Genomic DNA, 17,093 nt, shown 5'->3' with positions numbered 1-17,093 from the left:
CCGCGCGAATGAACTCAATTTTGGTGCACAGATGATAACCCGAAGCCCGGCCAGTTTGCAGCGCGTTATTCCGATAGCTAAGGAGACGGACGATCCGGGTTGGCAGGCCCAGCTCAGTGGTGCGCTGCGCGATCCGCGTGCCCTGCTTGCTCGTCTGGAGTTGGACGAGGCGTTGTTGCCAGGGGCCAAGGCTGGTCATGGCCTGTTCGAGGTACGTGTACCCGAGGCTTATCTGACACGCATCCGCCTGGGTGACCCCAACGATCCTCTGCTGCGTCAGGTGCTCCCTCTGAGCGCAGAAACCGATAGCGTGCGGGGATTCGTCAGCGACCCGCTGGAAGAAGCCGAACATACCCCCCGGCCCGGATTGATACACAAGTACGCCGGTCGTGTGCTGCTGATCGCAAGCCCTATCTGCGCTATCAACTGTCGCTACTGTTTTCGGCGTCAATTTCCCTACGCCGAGAACTCGCCCTCCCGCGCCCAGTGGAATGATGCTCTGGACTATTTGAGAAACGACACATCCATTGCCGAGGCGATTCTCTCCGGCGGCGATCCGCTGGCTTCAAGCGACAAGCGTCTGACATGGCTGGCGGAACGCCTTGAGGAGATACCCCATCTTAAACGGTTGCGCATTCATACCCGGCTGCCGGTGGTGATTCCGGATCGGATTGACGACGCTTTGCTTGGCTGGCTGGGCGCGACCCGGCTGCAGAAGGTGATGGTGCTGCACATTAACCATACCAACGAGATCGACGATGCGGTCATCAAAGCCTGCGCCCGCCTGCGCTCGATTGGCGTGACCTTGCTCAATCAGAGCGTGCTGCTGCGGGGCGTGAACAACGATGTAGAGACTCTGGCGGCACTGTCTGAGCGGCTGTTCGAGGCCGGCATACTGCCCTACTACCTGCACGTGCTCGATCCGGTCAGCGGTGCCGCCCACTTCGACGTGCCGGATGAAGAAGCCGTTGCTCTGGTGGCTGCGCTGCGCAAGCGTCTTGCGGGGTTTCTGATGCCGCGGCTGGTGCGAGAAGTGCCAGGAGAAAAGAGCAAGACGCCTTTGATGTAGCACGCAATTTAGGACGATCAACAACGACTTTTATCTCGCACGGGGAATAGATAGCGACTACTGTCAGATAGGGGCTCGGTGGGCTCGCATGATTCAACCGCAAAAGGATCCGGCCAAATGACAAATCATCAATCGAATCAATCGGACAAGGACGCCTCGTCACTGCGGCGCATCTCTTGGGGCGCCATTCTGGCCGGGGTCGTTATCGCCCTGGTAATTCAACTCTTGCTTAATATGCTTGGCCTCTCCTTTGGCGCGGGAGTCATTGATCCTGCCACGGAGGAAAACCCGTTGAGCGGGATTGGGGTAGGAACGGGTATATGGCTTGCCCTCAGCAGCCTGATCGCGTTGTTCGCCGGTGGCTGGACGGCGGGTCGTTTGGCCGGCATGCCGCAAACCATCGACGGCATTCTGCACGGAGCCGTGACCTGGGGCTTGATGACGCTCTTGACCTTCTGGCTCATGGGTTCCGCGGTGGGTAACGTACTCAGCGCGACTACCAGCGCGATCAGCCAAGGTTTTTCCCTAGCAGCACAAGGGGTTTCGGAACTGGCCCCGGAAGCCAAGCAGGCCGCCGAGCGAGCGCTTCAGCAGCAGGATACAAGCTTTCAGAGCATCAAACAGGAAGCACAGCAGATGCTGCAGCAAACCGACACCCAGGCCCTGCAGCCAAGCGAGCTGCGTGAAGACGGTCAGCAGGCGGCGCAGACCGCTCAGCAAACCGCCAAGGATGTGGCGAAGACACCGGGAGACGCCCCTAGCGATATCAATCAGGCCCTGGACGAGATGTTCTCGTCATTGCAGCAAACGGCAGAGCAGGCAGATCCTGATGCTCTGGCCAGCGTCATCGCAGAGCGCACCGACATGAGCGAACAGGAAGCTGAACAAACCGCCCAGCGCTGGATGCAGCAGGCTCAGCAGGCGGTGAATCAGGCCCAGCAAGCTGCGGAGCAAGCCAAGCAGAAAGCCGTCCAGGCAAGCCAGGCCTTGTCATCCGCCGTTTCCTCGGCGGCCCTGTGGGCGTTCATCGCCATGGTGCTGGGCGCCATTGCCGCAGCGGCCGGTGGCGTAGTCGGAAGTCCCAAGCACCTACCCGCCGCTGGCGTGCGCCACTGAGCCGCACGCGCATGCGTTCTTGAATTGAATAGAAAGCCTCAACAAAACCCGCCCCTGCCGAATCATCGGCAGGGGCGGGTTTTTACGGGTTTCAGTCCTACATCAAGAACCTCGACCCTTCATCATTCGCGAAATCAAAAAGCGCAGATCATGTATTGGAGTCAGCGCTAGCAGCAGAATCTTTAGAGAACGTGGATGCAGTCTTGAAGATAGTCAACAGATCCTGGGCCTGCATCGCGGCATCTCGCCCAAGGCCGGTGAGATAGCCGCCATCCGCTTGCGTCACCAGGCCGCGCTCGAACAATCGCTGCGCCGCCTCTACCTTGGCGGGGTCGGCGCTGGAGTGGACCTTGATGCCCTCCTGGGTCGTCGACAGATTGAACAGACAGAGCACGTTGAGTTCTTCCAGTATTTCCTGACTGTAGCGCATGGCCACCTCGATGAATCTGCATTAGAGAAGGAGTATTCTTAATCTAGGCTAAAATTTCGCATTCAGCCTCCATTGACGATCATATTGCCTCGTCCGTTTATCCACTGTTGTCCGGTACGCCGCTTTTCCATAGGGACACCAGCGCTTCGGGCGTCTCTTCTTCATTCATGCTCAAAGACCACACGCAGTAGATGTCGGACTCTGCCGCATTCTTTTGCTGCGGTTCTTCGATATCCACATGAAAAACCCGGCGGTCGGCGCCGGGGGCGGGCGTGTCGCTACAGGTGCGTGCCGCCAGATTCAGCACGCCTTCCAGCTCCCGGCGCTGCTCGTCCGTGCATTCATCACACTGAATTCTGCGTGGTTTCATCAATCCGGGGAAGGCGGCTACACCCCCTTCGCGGCGGATGGCAACGACGCTCTTCGTCTTCAACTCGGCTTTCTTGCGTTCATCTTTTGACTTGTCATTCATGCGATCACCCCCACGGCCTGCCAGGCCTCGCGTATCGTGGTCGCTTCCCGGCTTGCGCTACCAAAGCGGCGGTCGGCGTTTTCAGCGGTCAAGGTAGCGAAGGTGACAAAATCGCTCTCCGGCATCAAGCGTGAATCTCGTAGGGTGTCATACCAGACCAGACCAACGCTTTCCCAGGCGTAGCCCCCTAGTGCCATCGCCGCCAGATAAAAGGCATGGTTGGGAATGCCAGAATTGATGTGTACACCCCCGTTGTCCGCCTCTGTCTCGACGAAGGCGTCCATATGAGCAGGCTGAGGGTCCTTGCCTAGAACCGGGTCGTCATAGGCGGTGCCGGGTTCTGCCATGGAACGCAGCGCACGGCCCTGAACCCGCTCCATCAGCAGCTCCGCACCGATCAACCAGTCTGCCTCAGTCGCGCTTTGACCGAGGTGATACTGCTTGGTGAGGCTGCCGAAGACATCCGCCAGGGATTCATTGAGCGCACCGGACTGATAGGTATAGATAAGTCCCGCTTCTCGCTCGATGACACCGTGGGCCAGTTCGTGGCCCACTACATCCAGCGCCGCCGTAAAACGATTGAAGAACTCGCCGTCGCCGTCGCCGAATACCATCTGAGCGCCATTCCAGAAGGCGTTCTCGTAATCTCGACCATAGTGCACCGTGCCCAGCAGCGGCATGCCCTGATCGTCGATGGAGTTGCGTTCTAGCGTTTCCCAGAAAAAGCGATAGGTCACCTCCAGCCAGCGATAGGCTTCGTCCACGGCAGGATCACCGGACTCATCCTGACCTTCCTCCCGCACCAGGGTACCGGGCAGCACTTCCTGGTAGTTGGCGGAGTAGATATAGCGTGTCGCTTGTCCTGGTTGCGGGCTACCCTTAGGCAACGCCATGGCACTGGCAACATGGGGCGCGCGCTGGGAGCGAAAATGGCGATCCACCTCAAGGGTGCGCTGGGCAGAGCCTTGAAGCTGCGCATGGCTCGAGGTTGCTGCAATACGCTCGAGAATGAAGGGCGGCATGAAGCCGTGACGGGTTGGTTTCAGCGTCGGCTTACTCATCATCGTGATCCTCTTGGTGAACAATCGGTAGGGTTCCCTACGCCGACTATTGTCTTGATGCGACTCAACATCTTCACCGAGAGTTCCCATTCTTTTTTACTGCTGGCTTTTACTACTGTTTTTTTCCTCAATTGCGATGAAAAGCGCGAGTCGTTGCTTGCGCTATTGTTGCGGTAGCAACTCCGGTGCCGGCGATTTTACCAAAGACTCGATAGTCCCCAGTGACGCAATTTCCCGATCCTTACACAATCGCGGCGCAGGGCTGATCATTGCAATTTGGGACGGCACTCCTGTCTTGTCGAGACGCTGAATCCAGCCATGAGCCCCATTCGAAAACCGTGCCAGGCTACCGATGGGATGCAGACCGAAATGGCGAATGTAGCGCTGTACCCAGACGCTATCGTAACGTGCGTCCTGTACCAGCAAATATCGGTAGATCTCTTCCATGGGCCAGGCCTGACGATCAGGCCGCGGTCGACTCATGGCATCGATGGCATCCACGACCATGGCCATGCGGCTCAGGGTCGAAAGCTCGGCGCCACTGAGTTTTAGAGGATAGCCGCTGCCATCCAGGCGTTCATTGATCTCCCCCACGATGCTCTGAACGGCCTTGGGCTCGAGCCAGCGACAGCCTTGCAGGCGTTCGCGCATCATCGGCACATGCTCGGCGAGCTGCTCGCGCTGCAAGGAATCGAAGGTTTCGCTCTCGAGCAGCGTCTCAGGCAGTAATGCCTTGCCAAGATCGTGCACCATGGCGCTCGCGATGATCGCCTTGAGCAGCTTGGGTGGTGCGTTGCGGGTACGTGCCAGATCCGCCAGGCGGATCGCAACGCTGATACCGTGCTGCACCAGCGGCGGATCGCGATGCAGACAGACGCTGGCAAACAGCAGCGCCTCACGATCCTCTTCGAGCAGACTCAACAGCTTGTCACTATGGCCTGACAGCAAGATGCTGTCGATCGCCTCACCTTGCTGCAGCTGTAATATCTGCCCATTGAGATAGTCCGCTATCTTGGCCAGGCGCCGCGCCATGGGGGTTGCGTATTCCGCTCTTGGACGCCGCAGCGGAGGTGTCTTGGTCTGTTTCGAAGCTGACTGAAACAACGCAGAAGGACTCAACGTACTGTCTGTTTCCGGATCAGCCTTGCGCGCCCTTTCCCGCTCGATCTCCTTGACCAGAAACCAGATCAAGCGTTCGAATCTTGGAGTCATCATGCTGAATTCACAGCCGATGAACGCACGTTTCCAATCGCCATCCGCATGTACATGGCGTATTTCACTGCGAGTAGCGAAAATTTCTCCGTTGGGAAAAACCGCTTCTAGACGAGACACTACCTGGCCCGAGCGCAAATTGGCGGCATCGCTCAAGGAGAGCTCAACCAGGCAGCCCCCCAGGGAAAGATTCGACAATCTGCCAGTCAATGCCGTTTGTTGCCCTTCAAGTTCGAGATGCACGACAACCGCCATGCTCGCCCCCAGCTTGGCGCGAAAGGCATTGCGCCGATGACAGACCTCGAGGCTTTCGGGATAGGCGCAGCCAAACCGCAGCCGCCCGGGTACATCGTTGAGGGGTTCAGCAATCAAAGGTGGTGTCGTTACCATCGCACCGTGAGCCTGCCCGGTCAGGCGAAAGGCCCGCTGTGCTGCCAGCGCGCCGGCAACTTCCGGGGCTGCGGACACATCGATGTAAAGCTGCTCGCCGGTGATCACCTCCGCCAGCAGCACATTGGCCGGTGCCATCATCTGTTCATCGAAGGACAGCGACACGGACCCCGGCTGACTCATGGCCGCCAATAGTTTTTCTATCTCGCCGGCGTGCTCGATCCGGGAAGGCGCCTCACTCATCGATTCCACTCTCGTTTCTCTGGTCAATCCCGCTCTATTTCATCCTGACGATGCCCGAGCAGGTACAGCACCGCATCCAGCCCAAGGGTCGACACCGACTGCGGAGCCTTGCGTCGCACCAGCGGCTTGGCACGATAAGCGATGCCAAGCCCCGCAACGCCAAGCATCTTGAGATCGTTGGCTCCATCGCCCACGGCGACGGTTTGCTCAAGATGCAGTCCTTCTCGCTCGGCGATATTCCGCAATAAAAGGGCCTTGCGCTGCGCATCAACGACCGGTTCCTGTACCGCTCCGGTCACCCGGCCCTTCTCGATCACCAGCTCATTGGCATGGGTTTCATCGAAGCCCAGTCTATCCTGCAAATAGCGCGCAAAATAGCTGAACCCCCCGGACAGGATCACAGTGCGATACTCGAGTCGCTTGAGATGTTTCATCAAACGCTCTACTCCATCCATTAGCGGCAGCGTTTCGGCGATTTCGACGAGCACCGCTTCGTCGAGCCCTTCGAGTTTTGCCATACGCTCACGAAAGCTCTGCTTGAAATCCAGCTCGCCACGCATGGCCCGCTCGGTCACCGCTGCGACCTCTTCATAAACACCGTGACGCCGCGCCAGCTCATCGATCACCTCGGCCTGGATCAGGGTCGAGTCCATGTCGAAGCAGACCAAACGGCGCCGATGACGCCAACGGGAGTCTTCCTGAATCACAATGTCTACGCCCAGGGCGTCCCCTAGACTCAGCGCCTGTTCCCTAAGCGCTTCGATATCGGAACCAATGTCACCATCCTGCAGCCGATATTCGATACAGGCACCATGAGGCGGCATCCCACCTTCCAGCGACTCGCGACCGGCAAGCCATTTTTTCTGCTCGATGCTCAGGCGGTGCTTGGCAATCAGACCATCGACGTCAGTGAACGTATCGGCAGTCAGCCGCGGTGCCATTAGCGTCAGGATCAACGACCGTTGCGTCATGAGCGTTCTTATTCCACCTCGAGCCGATCGACCTTCTGGAAGCCTCGCGGCAGCTTGCTGCCCCGCCGTCCGCGTTCACCGGCATAGTACTCGAGATCGCTGAGCTTGAGTTTCAGCTTGCGCTTGCCCGCATGAACCACTAGGGACGCCCCCTGAGGCAGGACGACCATATCCCTGACGAACTCCTCTCGTCGCGCCGCTCGGGGACCGGGAATATCGAGCATCTTGTTGCCCTTGCCCTTGGTCATCTCGGGTAGCTGCTCCCTTGCAAACAACAGCATGCGCCCCTCGTTGGAGACCAGCGCGATACGCGCACCCTCACCTTCCGGCAGAAGCTGCGGAGGGAGTACGTTGCAGCCCTTGGGCGGTGACAGCGCCGCCTTGCCGGACTTGCTCTTGCCGGTCAGCTCCGAGAGGGTGACGATGAAGCCATAGCCGCCGTCCGAGGCCAGCAGATAGCGGCTTTCCGGGGGGGCCAGCATCAAACCGATCATCTTTGCCCCGGCGCCGGGATTGACGCGACCGGTGATTGGCTCACCCTGGCTGCGGGCGCTGGGCAGATTGTGGGCGGCCAGGGTATAGCGCGACCGCTGTCATCAAGCAGCACCAGGGGCTGATTGGTCTTGCCTCGAGCTGCCAGATGAAAACTGTCCCCCGCCTTGAAAGAAAGACCCGCCGGATCGATGTCGTGGCCCTTGGCGCTACGAATCCAGCCTTTTTCCGAGAGCACTACGGTGACCGGGTCGGCGCCCATCAATTCGACTTCGGACAGCGCTCGGGCCTCCTCCCGCTCGACGATCGGGGAACGACGGGCATCGCCGTGCTCCTTGCCGGCGTCTCGCAGCTCTTTTTCGATCAGATCCGTTAAAGCCTTGTCATTGCCCAGCAGTTTCTTCAGGCGTTTACGCTCTTTTTCCAGCTCATCCTGCTCGCCGCGAATCTTCATCTCTTCGAGCTTGGCCAGATGGCGCAAGCGCAGCTCGAGAATGGCTTCCGCTTGACGATCCGACAGCTCAAACGCCGCGATCAGCGCGGGCTTGGGTTCGTCCTCTTCCCGGATGATGCGAATCACTTCGTCAATGTTGAGATAGGCCGCCAGCAGGCCTTCGAGGATATGCAGACGATCCTCGACCTTGCCCAGGCGATGCTCGAGGCGTCGGCGCACCGTGCCGCGCCGGTACTTGAGCCATTCGCCGAGCATGTCCGGCAACGACATCACTCGCGGGCGCCCGTCGAGGCCGATGATATTGAGATTGACCCGTACGCTCTTTTCGAGATCCGTGGTGGCGAACAGATGCGCCATCAGTCCTTCTATATCAATGCGATTCGAGCGGGGCTCGATCACCAGGCGGGTAGGATTCTCGTGGGTGGACTCGTCCCGTAAATCCGCCACCATGGGCAGCTTCTTGGCCTGCATCTGAGCGGCGATCTGCTCGAGCACCTTGGAGCCGCTGACCTGATAGGGCACCGCGGTGACGATTATATTACCGTCTTCCAGGCCGTAGCGGGCGCGCAATTTGACCGACCCGCGCCCGCCGGTATAGAGCTTGGCGAGATCCTCCCGGGAAGAAATGATCTCCGCCTCCGTGGGAAAATCCGGGGCCGGCACATAGGCCATCAGATCCTTGACGCTGGCTTCGGGATTGCGCAGCAGATGACAGGTCGCCTCCACCACCTCGCTGACGTTGTGGGGCGGAATGTCCGTGGCCATGCCCACGGCAATACCGGTGGCACCATTGAGCAACACATGAGGCAATCGAGCCGGCAGCACTGCCGGTTCAAACATGGTGCCGTCGAAATTCGGCATCCAGTCCACGGTGCCCTGGCCCAGCTCGGACAGCAGCACCTCGGAGAACTTCGACAGTCGCGCCTCGGTGTAGCGCATCGCCGCAAAGGATTTGGGGTCGTCCGGGCTACCCCAGTTGCCCTGGCCATCCACCAGCGGATAGCGATAGCTGAACGACTGGGCCATCAGCACCATGGCTTCGTAGCAGGCGCTGTCGCCATGGGGGTGGAACTTGCCCAGCACGTCGCCGACGGTACGCGCCGACTTCTTGTACTTGGCATTGGCGGTCAGGGACAGCTCCCGCATGGCGTAGATGATGCGTCGCTGCACCGGTTTCATGCCGTCGCCGATATGGGGCAAGGCACGATCGAGAATTACGTACATCGAGTAGTCGAGGTACGCCTTCTCGGTGTATTCGCGAAGGGAGAGGCGTTCGACGTCACCCTCTTCTACATGAACATCTATGGTCATTGCTGTATGCCCTTGGTCAGGGTGTCTAGAATTGCTTAGCTGATAAACCCTTGTAGGAGCCCAATTCATTGGGCGATTGGTAGCGGCAGCCAATCGCTTCCCGATGAAGCCTTTTGCTCTCCGCTATCGCTCGCTGAAGCGAGCTCCTACAGTAGGTTGACATCAACGGCTCCCGTAGGCGCCCGACTTGTCGGGCGATGGGGTAATACTCACGCTCGCTTAAGCGAGCTCCTACAAGGAAACGGCCTATACTTCGATGTCGGCCAGATTGCCGTAATCCTCCAGCCAATTTTTCCGATCCGAAGCGCGCTTCTTGGCCAGCAGCATGTCCAGCATCTCGCCGGTGCCATCGCCCTCTTCTCGAGTCAGCTGTACCAGGCGTCGGGTATCCACCGCCATGGTGGTCTCGCGAAGCTGCAGCGGGCTCATCTCACCGAGGCCCTTGAAACGCTGCACGTTCGGAGTGCCGCGTTTGCCCTCAAGGCGCTTGAGCACCGCGGACTTCTCGCTTTCATCCAGGGCGTAGAAGACCTCCTTGCCCAGATCGATGCGATATAGCGGCGGCATGGCAACGAACACGTGACCTGCATCCACCAGTGCCGGAAAGTGACGCATGAACAACGCGCACAGCAGTGTTGCAATATGCAGGCCGTCGGAGTCCGCATCGGCGAGGATGCAGATCTTGTGATAGCGCAGCTTGGATAGATCGTCGCTGACCGGGTCGATGCCGATGGCAACCGCAATGTCGTGCACTTCCTGGGAGCCGTAGATGTCGTGAGACTCGACTTCCCAGGTATTGAGAATCTTGCCCCGTAGCGGCAGGATCGCCTGAGTTTCCCGGGCCCTTGCCTGCTTGGCGCTGCCTCCGGCGGAGTCGCCCTCGACCAGGAACAGCTCGCTGGCCGCCGGGTCCTGGCCGGAACAGTCCGCCAGCTTACCGGGCAAGGCGGGCCCGGAGGTGATCTTCTTGCGCGCCACCTTCTTGGCGCTCTTTTGACGGCGCTGGGCGGCGCTGATCACTAGCTCGGCCAAGGCTTCGGCCTGATCCACGTGGTTGTTCAGCCACAGGGAAAAGGCATCCGTGACCACACCCGAGACGAACCCGGCTACGGTGCGTGACGACAGTCGCTCCTTGGTCTGACCGGCAAACTGAGGGTCGAGCATCTTCACCGAAAGCACATAAGAGACCCGCTCCCAGAGATCCTCCGCAGAGAGCTTCACGCCCCGGGGCAGCAGACTGCGGTAATCGCAGAATTCCCGCAGCGCCTCTAGCAGTCCAGAGCGCAGCCCGTTGACGTGGGTGCCGCCCAGCGGCGTGGGGATCAGATTGACGTAGCTTTCCAGCACCGGCTCGCCGCCTTCCGGCAACCACTGGATCGCCCAGTCCACGGCCTGCTCCTCGTCGGCGAAATGGCCAATGAAAGGCGACGCCGGCAGCACTTCAAATCCATCCGTGGCCTGGGCCAGATAGTCCCGCAGGCCGTCCTCGTACTGCCAGACGCTCTCGGCGCCGTCGGTCTCGGTGAGTACCACCTTGAGCCCCGGACACAGCACCGCCTTGGCCCGCAGAAGATGTTTCAGTCGCGGCAGCGAGAGTTTGGGCGAGTCGAAGTAGCCCACCTCGGGCCAGAAACGCACCAGGGTGCCGGTGGCGCGTTTGGGGCAGCTTCCAATGACCGATAGCTCCTCGACCTTTTCACCCTTTTCGAAAGCGATGGCGTGGCGTTCACCCGACCGGCACACCTCCACTTCCAGACGCTGGGACAGGGCGTTGACCACGGAAACCCCGACTCCGTGCAGACCGCCGGAAAAGCGATAGCTCGACTGGGAGAACTTGCCCCCGGCGTGCAGCTTGGTCAGGATCAGCTCGACGCCGGATACGCCGTGCTCTGGATGCATATCGATGGGCATACCCCGACCGTCATCAACGACCTCGATACCCCCATCATTGAGCAGGCGCACCTTGATTTCGCCGGCATGCCCGGCCAGGGCTTCATCGACGCTGTTGTCGACGACTTCCTGAACCAGATGATTGGGGCGGGTAGTATCGGTGTACATGCCCGGGCGCTTGCGGACCGGGTCGAGTCCGGAGAGAACTTCTATCGATGTCGCGCTGTATTGCGTCATGCGTTATCCAGAGTGCTGTCTACAGTGACTAGGGTTATCGGCATGAGTGCCTCAATATTGATATCGGAATTCAGATATATGCCTCATTAGTAGGCGTTCAAGCAATGCCCACCCTGGGCCAGTATCGCCGGCAGATGTTTCTCGATACGGCTGAAACCGTGATCACCACCGGGCTCGATCAGGGTGCGACAGCCTGCGTAGGCCTTGAAGGCGTCCCGGCAATCCAGGGTCTCATCCGCAGTCCCCAGCATCAGCAGATAGCGTCGCGGGTCCAATTTTGGCGGCATCAGTCTTGCCAGCTCTTCGCCATGGGATGCATCCACAGTGAAGCGCTTGCCGGTATAATCGTTGACGAACTCCGTGCCCAACAGCTCGTCGATCAAATGCGTCGGACGCACCGCCGGATTGAGCAGCACTGCGGCAAGATCGAATCGCTCCGCCAGGCAGGACGCCAGAAAACCTCCCATGGAGCTACCAACCACCAGCGTATTCGCACCCAGGGATTCAAGTGCCGCTTGGGCCGTCTCATAAGCCGCCTGCGGGCGCTGCGGCAACTGAGGCGTAACGCAGGCCAGCGGCTCGCCCTGATGAATAATTCGACCGCAAGCAGCCCGCATCAATTTCGCCTTGGGGGATTCGCTACCGCTATTGAAACCGTGCAGATAAAGAACGGCATCCACCGGAGACCTACTCTCCTGATCATTCAGCATACCGCAAAACCTGTATGAATAACCAGTATCAAATGGTATCTTCCGTGCGCCACACCGCCTCGATCAAGCCCTGGCTCGAGGCATCCAGGGATTCGAGCCCCTCATGAGAGGCCAGTATCTGTTCCGTCTGAGTCGCGATCTTCTTGCCCAGCTCCACTCCCCATTGATCGAAGGGATTGATGTCCCAGATGGTTGCCTGCACGAACACCTTGTGCTCATAAAGGGCGATCAGCGCGCCCAGGGTTTCCGGTGTCAGACGCTCGAGTAGCAGCGTGGTAGAGGGCTGGTTGCCGTGATAGCGCTTATGGCTGGGACGCGGGCCATCGTCATCGATGGCATCGTCCCCCAGCATCAACAAACGTGACTGGGCGAAGCAGTTGGCCAGGGTCAGGCGATGCTGGACCTTCAAATGCTTGCGGGTCGCTTCGTCCTCGACTCGATCGTAGCGGCGCATCGGCGCGATGAAATCGCACTCCACCGCCTGAGTGCCCTGGTGCAGCAGCTGATAGAAGGCGTGCTGAGCGTTGGGGCCGAGCTGCCCCCACAGCACCGGGCAGGTGGAGTAGTGAACCTTCTCGCCGTCGTTGGTCACGGACTTGCCGTTGGATTCCATCTCAAGCTGCTCGAGGTAGCTGGCGAAGAACTCCAGACGGCCGTCATAGGGCAGAATCGAATGGGCGCGAATATCCAGAAAATTGACGTTCCAGATGCCCGCCAGAGCCAGCAGCACCGGCAAATTATCGGCAAGCTCCGCAGTGGCGAAATGACGATCCATGGCATGGGCACCCGCCAGCAGGGCGCGGAAATTGTCCATGCCGACGGTCAGGGCGATTGGCAGACCGATGGCGCCCCATAAAGAGTAGCGCCCACCGACCCATTCCCAGAACTCCAGCTGGTTGGCTTCACTGATACCCCATTCGCACATCTTTTCCGGACTGGCGGAAACGCCGATGAAGTGCTGCCGCATCACCAGCGCCTTGTCGTTGTCGTTGCGTCCCAAATGTCCCAGCAGCCAATCCTGGGCGGTACGCGCATTGGAAAGCGTATCGATGGTGGTAAAGGACTTCGACGAGAGCACGAACAGGGTGGTCTCGGGACTGAGACGATCCAGATAGTCCGCCAGCTGGGAGCCGTCCATGGTGGACGCAAAATGCACCTCCACGCGATGCACATCCCGGAGCTGATAGTCCGCCAGGGCATGAGTCACCATCAAGGGCCCCAGATCCGAGCCCCCGACGCCGAGATTGACCACGTCGGTGATCGCCTTGCCGGTAGCACCCCGCCATTGACCGGACAAGAACTTCTCGACCATCGTCTCCATGTGATCCAGGGTCTTGTGCACCGCGGGTACGACATCCTCTCCTTCCACCTCGAGCCGCGCATCCGCCGGCAGGCGCAGGGCGGTATGCAGCGCCGGGCGATCTTCCGAATGATTGACCCGCTCGCCGGCAAGCAACCGCTTGATCGCGTCGGGCACGTCCGCGGCCCGGGCCAGCTCCAGCAGTTTATCCAGGGTCTCGGTGCGCCAGCGCTGCTTGGACAGGTCTAGCATCAACCCAGCGGCCTGGCGCGAGAAATCACCGTGACGACTTTGCGACTCGTTGAACAGATCCTTGAGATGGGTCTCACCCATGGCGTCGGCGTGCTCTTTGAGCGCCTGCCAGGCAGTTTGACGATTGATCGGGGTTCTTGAAGTCATCAAGCATCTCTCCTTGAAAGCAAAGTCGAAGGCTGTGTTTATCGCTTCGGTAAAGGTGTGTGCGGGTGCAACATTACCAAACCCCGCGTAAAATAGCGGCGTTTAATGCCATCCACTTCTTGATCGATTGCGATTTCCATGAGTTCTGCATCTTACCGTGACGCGGTCTTTACCACACCCCTCGACCGGGTTGCATCGTTTTCCTTCGATGAACGGGTCGTGGCCTGCTTCCCGGACATGATTCGCCGCTCGGTGCCGGGTTACGGTCAGATTCTCGGCATGCTCGGTATTATCGCCGAGCGCCATTTACGCCAGGGCGGCCATGTCTATGACCTTGGTTGCTCACTGGGCGCCGTGGGGTTGGCCTTGGCGGGCCGCCTGCCGCCGGAGGCCTTCACCTTGACCGGCGTCGATCTCTCACCCGCCATGGTAGCGCGCGCCCGCGCCACATTGGATGAAGAGTGCCCGACGCATCAAATCGAGATCCAGGAAGGCGACATTCGCCATATCTATTACCAGCCGGCGGCGATGATCGTGCTCAATTTTACCCTGCAATTTCTGCCGCCCACGGATCGAGACGCGGTGATCGGCAAGCTGTTCGAGGCACTCGAACCCGGCGGCGTGCTGGTGCTGTCGGAAAAGATCGTTGCCGCGGACGAGCAGGAAAACGCCTGGCTGGTGGAGCGCTATCACGACTTCAAGCGTGCCAACGGCTACAGCGATATGGAGATCAGCCAGAAGCGCACGGCGCTGGAGAACGTGCTGGTGCCGGACACCCTGGAGGCTCACCACGCCCGCCTGTCCCGAGCCGGTTTCACACGGGTAAGCACCTGGTTTCAGTATCTGAATTTCGCCTCGATGATTGCGTTCAAGGAATGAGCCCATGCCGGAGCTGAATGCCGCCGAGCGCGCGCTTTATCATGCTTTTATTGAACAGGGCCTTACCCGTTGGCTGGCCCGTTTGCCCAAGCAGCTGTCCCGGGGGCTCGATCGCAAGCGCCATGGCGACCTGCCCGCCTGGGAGAAGGCGGTGGCCAAGCTGCCACCCTTGCCGGATGAGCGAACCGTGCATCTCGATCAGGCCTGTGTGAGCGTTGAGGTAGCCTTGCCCGAGGCGGATCGGCGCCGCTGCGAGAATCTGCTGCGTAAGCTGATGCCTTGGCGCAAGGGGCCGTTTTCTTTGGGTGGCATCGAGATCGACACCGAATGGCGCTCGGACTGGAAATGGCAGCGGGTCGCGCCGCATCTTTCGTCACTAAAAGGACGCCGGATTCTCGACGTGGGCGGCGGCAGCGGCTATCACGCCTGGCGCATGGCGGGTGTAGATGCTGCCTTCGTGCTGGTGATCGATCCTTCACCGCGCTTTTATTATCAGTTTCAGGCGGTGCGCCATTTCATCGGCGATGCGGACGACAACCGCACGCATTTCTTGCCCGTGGGCATCGAGGACGTGCCTGAAAGGCTAGAGTTCTTCGATACGGTATTCTCCATGGGCGTGCTCTACCATCGCCCGTCGCCCCTGGATCACTTGCTGCAGCTCAAGGACGCGCTGAGCCCCGGCGGCGAACTGGTGCTGGAAACGCTAGTGGTGGAAGGCGACGCAAGCACCGTATTCATGCCCGGTGAGCGCTACGCTGCCATGCCCAACGTCTACTTCCTGCCCTCCTCCGCGGCCCTTTGCCATTGGCTCACACGCTGCGGCTTCACGGATATTCGCGTAGTCGATGAAGCCATGACCACGCTTGACGAGCAGCGCTCGACCGACTGGATGAGCTTTCAGTCATTGAAGGATTTTCTCGATCCCGAGGATCACTCGCGCACACTCGAAGGCCACCCGGCACCGCGGCGAGCGGTGATTGTGGCGCGCAAAAGATGACGGCTTGAATGCGCCGCTGATTTTCCATATCAGCTATCGTGGCCGACCGAACACCTGAGTCCAGTAAGGCGAATATCGTGAATCCGGCGCCTCTACCCGGCTCATGCCCATGTCGGTGAACGTCTTTTTCATGATGTTGGCGCAGTGGCCTGCACTTTCGAGCCAGCCTTCGATAACCGCGTCGCCGGACTTCTGGCCCGCGGCGATGTTCTCTCCGACCCTGCGCCAGGTATAGCCTTCGGCCGTCACACGCTGACCGACCCGGTCGCCGTCCGGGTCCGTGTGGCTGAAGAAATCATTTTCCGCCATGTTGCTCGAATGGGCCTTGGCCGCTGCTTCAAGCTTGCAGTTCCAGGACAGTGGCTTCACTGCTTCGAAGCGCTTGTCGCCGCACTGGCGGGGCTGGGCGCGAGCGTCGTTGATCCGTGCAAGCCAGACTTTCTGGGTATCGCTGGCCTCGCACTGGACTGCCTGCTCCGCACTGGCCTGTAGCGTGGTAACGCTGCTCAACAACGCACCCGCAATGAGAAGACATAGAAAACGATGATTCACTTGGCTACCTCAGCGAGTCTGCCATTCATCGTCCTGCTCCTCCGAATCGCCCTGTTCTCCATCATCGTCGCCACCTGCCCTGCGGGCGTTTTCTTCAAGTGCTGCGTCTATTTCCCGCATCACGCCGGCAAGATCAGCGCTTTTCTCGCTGCGCTTGAAGGTGCCGGTCAAGGGTGCCTCAGGGCTCAAGTTGCCCAATTGGAACAGTGACCAGATTTCGCCAGCATAATCAATGGATAGCAGCTCCGGGGCGAAGGCTCCGAAATAGCGTGTCATGTTATCCACGTCTCGGGTCAGCATGCGCTCGGCGTTGTTATTGGCGGCGGCATCGACGGCCTGGGGCAGATCGATGATGATCGGACCTTCCGGCGCCAGCAGCACGTTGTATTCCGATAGATCGCCGTGAATCAAGCCGGCGCTGAGCATCTTGACGATTTCCCGCATCATCACCTGATGATAGTCCCGGGCCTCGGCAGCGGTGAGCTCCACATCGTTGAGACGCGGCGCTACGTCGCCGTCACCATCGAGAATCAGATCCATGAGCAGCACGCCATCGACGAAGCCATGGGGCTTGGGTACGCGCACGTCCGCAGCTGCCAGCCGGTACAGGGCATCTACCTCGCATTCTGCCAGGCTTCTTCCTGCTCGCGGCGGCCAAAGCGAGTGCGCTTCTGCATGGCCCGGGCCTGGCGGCTGTTACGCACCTTGCGCCCTTCCTGATATTCGGCCTGATTTTGGAAGCTGCGTTTGCTGGCCTCCTTGTACACCTTGGCACAGCGCAACTGGTCTTGAGCCTTGACCACATAGACGGCGGCTTCCTTGCCGCTCATCAAGGGTCTGAGCACTTCATCGATGAAGCCGTCATCGAGCAGCGGTTGTAAGCGTTTCGGGGTTTTCATTCGGTTCAG

13 protein-coding genes and 2 pseudogenes are annotated in these 17,093 nt (G+C 59.7%); 4 read left to right on the top strand and 11 right to left on the bottom strand.

Features of this window, described 5'->3' with window-relative positions; genetic code table 11:
* Positions 1-31: 31 nt before the first annotated feature.
* A complete protein-coding gene (gene epmB, locus CH74_RS13525; protein ID WP_048308087.1) occupies positions 32-1,069 on the top strand; it encodes an EF-P beta-lysylation protein EpmB in 1,038 nt (345 codons plus the stop codon).
* A 117-nt stretch (positions 1,070-1,186) separates the two neighbouring features.
* A complete protein-coding gene (locus CH74_RS13520) occupies positions 1,187-2,185 on the top strand; it encodes a hypothetical protein (RefSeq protein ID WP_048308065.1) in 999 nt (332 codons plus the stop codon).
* Between the two features lie 148 nt (positions 2,186-2,333).
* Here the strand turns inward: CH74_RS13520 and CH74_RS13515 are convergent, their stop codons facing one another.
* From CH74_RS13515 to pgi, 9 genes and pseudogenes are all read right to left on the bottom strand, one after another.
* Positions 2,334-2,615 carry a TIGR02647 family protein gene (locus CH74_RS13515; protein WP_048308064.1) on the bottom strand — a complete coding sequence of 94 codons (282 nt, stop codon included), beginning with the start codon at positions 2,613-2,615 and terminating at the stop codon, positions 2,334-2,336.
* Between the two features lie 97 nt (positions 2,616-2,712).
* Positions 2,713-3,087: a protealysin inhibitor emfourin gene (locus CH74_RS13510; protein WP_048308063.1), complete on the bottom strand. Its 375-nt coding sequence runs from the start codon at positions 3,085-3,087 to the stop codon at positions 2,713-2,715.
* Complete coding sequence (locus tag CH74_RS13505; RefSeq protein WP_048308086.1) at positions 3,084-4,148, bottom strand: M4 family metallopeptidase; 1,065 nt, start codon at positions 4,146-4,148, stop codon at positions 3,084-3,086. Before CH74_RS13505 ends, CH74_RS13510 begins: the two co-directional genes overlap by 4 nt.
* Before the next feature lie 162 nt (positions 4,149-4,310).
* Positions 4,311-5,993 (bottom strand): HD domain-containing phosphohydrolase, encoded by a 1,683-nt coding sequence (locus tag CH74_RS13500; protein WP_048308062.1) that lies wholly within the window; start codon positions 5,991-5,993, stop codon positions 4,311-4,313.
* 23 nt (positions 5,994-6,016) lie between these two features.
* Positions 6,017-6,964, bottom strand: coding sequence for a phosphoserine phosphatase SerB (serB, locus tag CH74_RS13495; RefSeq protein ID WP_048308061.1), 948 nt, complete (start codon positions 6,962-6,964; stop codon positions 6,017-6,019).
* 8 nt (positions 6,965-6,972) lie between these two features.
* A pseudogene (parC, locus tag CH74_RS13490) lies at positions 6,973-9,221 on the bottom strand (DNA topoisomerase IV subunit A).
* A 246-nt stretch (positions 9,222-9,467) separates the two neighbouring features.
* A complete protein-coding gene (parE, locus tag CH74_RS13485) occupies positions 9,468-11,348 on the bottom strand; it encodes a DNA topoisomerase IV subunit B (protein ID WP_048308060.1) in 1,881 nt (626 codons plus the stop codon).
* Between the two features lie 86 nt (positions 11,349-11,434).
* Positions 11,435-12,058 (bottom strand): YqiA/YcfP family alpha/beta fold hydrolase, encoded by a 624-nt coding sequence (locus CH74_RS13480; protein WP_048308059.1) that lies wholly within the window; start codon positions 12,056-12,058, stop codon positions 11,435-11,437.
* A 28-nt stretch (positions 12,059-12,086) separates the two neighbouring features.
* The gene (gene pgi / locus CH74_RS13475) at positions 12,087-13,757 is read right to left on the bottom strand and encodes a glucose-6-phosphate isomerase (protein WP_048308058.1); all 1,671 of its coding nucleotides are present in this window, start codon (positions 13,755-13,757) and stop codon (positions 12,087-12,089) included.
* Between the two features lie 138 nt (positions 13,758-13,895).
* Here pgi and cmoA point away from each other — a divergent pair, with 138 nt between their 5' ends.
* Together cmoA and cmoB are read left to right on the top strand one after the other, a co-directional pair.
* Positions 13,896-14,636, top strand: coding sequence for a carboxy-S-adenosyl-L-methionine synthase CmoA (cmoA, locus tag CH74_RS13470; protein WP_048308057.1), 741 nt, complete (start codon positions 13,896-13,898; stop codon positions 14,634-14,636).
* Positions 14,637-14,640: 4 nt separating this feature from the next.
* Positions 14,641-15,633, top strand: a complete 993-nt coding sequence (gene cmoB, locus CH74_RS13465) for a tRNA 5-methoxyuridine(34)/uridine 5-oxyacetic acid(34) synthase CmoB (RefSeq protein WP_048308056.1) — start codon at positions 14,641-14,643, stop codon at positions 15,631-15,633.
* 33 nt (positions 15,634-15,666) lie between these two features.
* On the opposite strand, the gene CH74_RS13460 is transcribed toward cmoB, so the two are convergent.
* Both CH74_RS13460 and CH74_RS13455 read right to left on the bottom strand, forming a co-directional pair.
* A complete protein-coding gene (locus tag CH74_RS13460; RefSeq protein WP_048308055.1) occupies positions 15,667-16,185 on the bottom strand; it encodes a CAP domain-containing protein in 519 nt (172 codons plus the stop codon).
* A 9-nt stretch (positions 16,186-16,194) separates the two neighbouring features.
* Positions 16,195-17,084 (bottom strand): annotated as a pseudogene (locus CH74_RS13455) (PA4780 family RIO1-like protein kinase).
* Positions 17,085-17,093 lie beyond the last annotated feature (9 nt).

Source organism: Halomonas sp. PR-M31, assembly GCF_001039575.1.
Taxonomy (GTDB): domain Bacteria; phylum Pseudomonadota; class Gammaproteobacteria; order Pseudomonadales; family Halomonadaceae; genus Modicisalibacter.
The sequence above is the reverse complement of the archived record's forward strand: the minus strand, read 5'-3'. Positions and strand labels throughout refer to the sequence as shown.

What these genes read in the sequence shown, in the direction of transcription:
- CH74_RS13505 (WP_048308086.1), bottom strand. Translation starts at nt 4,148, where the DNA reads ATGAGTAAGCCGACGCTGAAACCAACCCGTCACGGCTTCATGCCGCCC.
- cmoB (WP_048308056.1), top strand. Translation starts at nt 14,641, where the DNA reads ATGCCGGAGCTGAATGCCGCCGAGCGCGCGCTTTATCATGCTTTTATT.
- epmB (WP_048308087.1), top strand. Translation starts at nt 32, where the DNA reads ATGATAACCCGAAGCCCGGCCAGTTTGCAGCGCGTTATTCCGATAGCT.
- serB (WP_048308061.1), bottom strand. Translation starts at nt 6,964, where the DNA reads ATGACGCAACGGTCGTTGATCCTGACGCTAATGGCACCGCGGCTGACT.
- parE (WP_048308060.1), bottom strand. Translation starts at nt 11,348, where the DNA reads ATGACGCAATACAGCGCGACATCGATAGAAGTTCTCTCCGGACTCGAC.
- CH74_RS13520 (WP_048308065.1), top strand. Translation starts at nt 1,187, where the DNA reads ATGACAAATCATCAATCGAATCAATCGGACAAGGACGCCTCGTCACTG.
- pgi (WP_048308058.1), bottom strand. Translation starts at nt 13,757, where the DNA reads ATGACTTCAAGAACCCCGATCAATCGTCAAACTGCCTGGCAGGCGCTC.
- CH74_RS13500 (WP_048308062.1), bottom strand. Translation starts at nt 5,993, where the DNA reads ATGAGTGAGGCGCCTTCCCGGATCGAGCACGCCGGCGAGATAGAAAAA.
- CH74_RS13515 (WP_048308064.1), bottom strand. Translation starts at nt 2,615, where the DNA reads ATGCGCTACAGTCAGGAAATACTGGAAGAACTCAACGTGCTCTGTCTG.
- CH74_RS13510 (WP_048308063.1), bottom strand. Translation starts at nt 3,087, where the DNA reads ATGAATGACAAGTCAAAAGATGAACGCAAGAAAGCCGAGTTGAAGACG.
- cmoA (WP_048308057.1), top strand. Translation starts at nt 13,896, where the DNA reads ATGAGTTCTGCATCTTACCGTGACGCGGTCTTTACCACACCCCTCGAC.
- CH74_RS13480 (WP_048308059.1), bottom strand. Translation starts at nt 12,058, where the DNA reads ATGCTGAATGATCAGGAGAGTAGGTCTCCGGTGGATGCCGTTCTTTAT.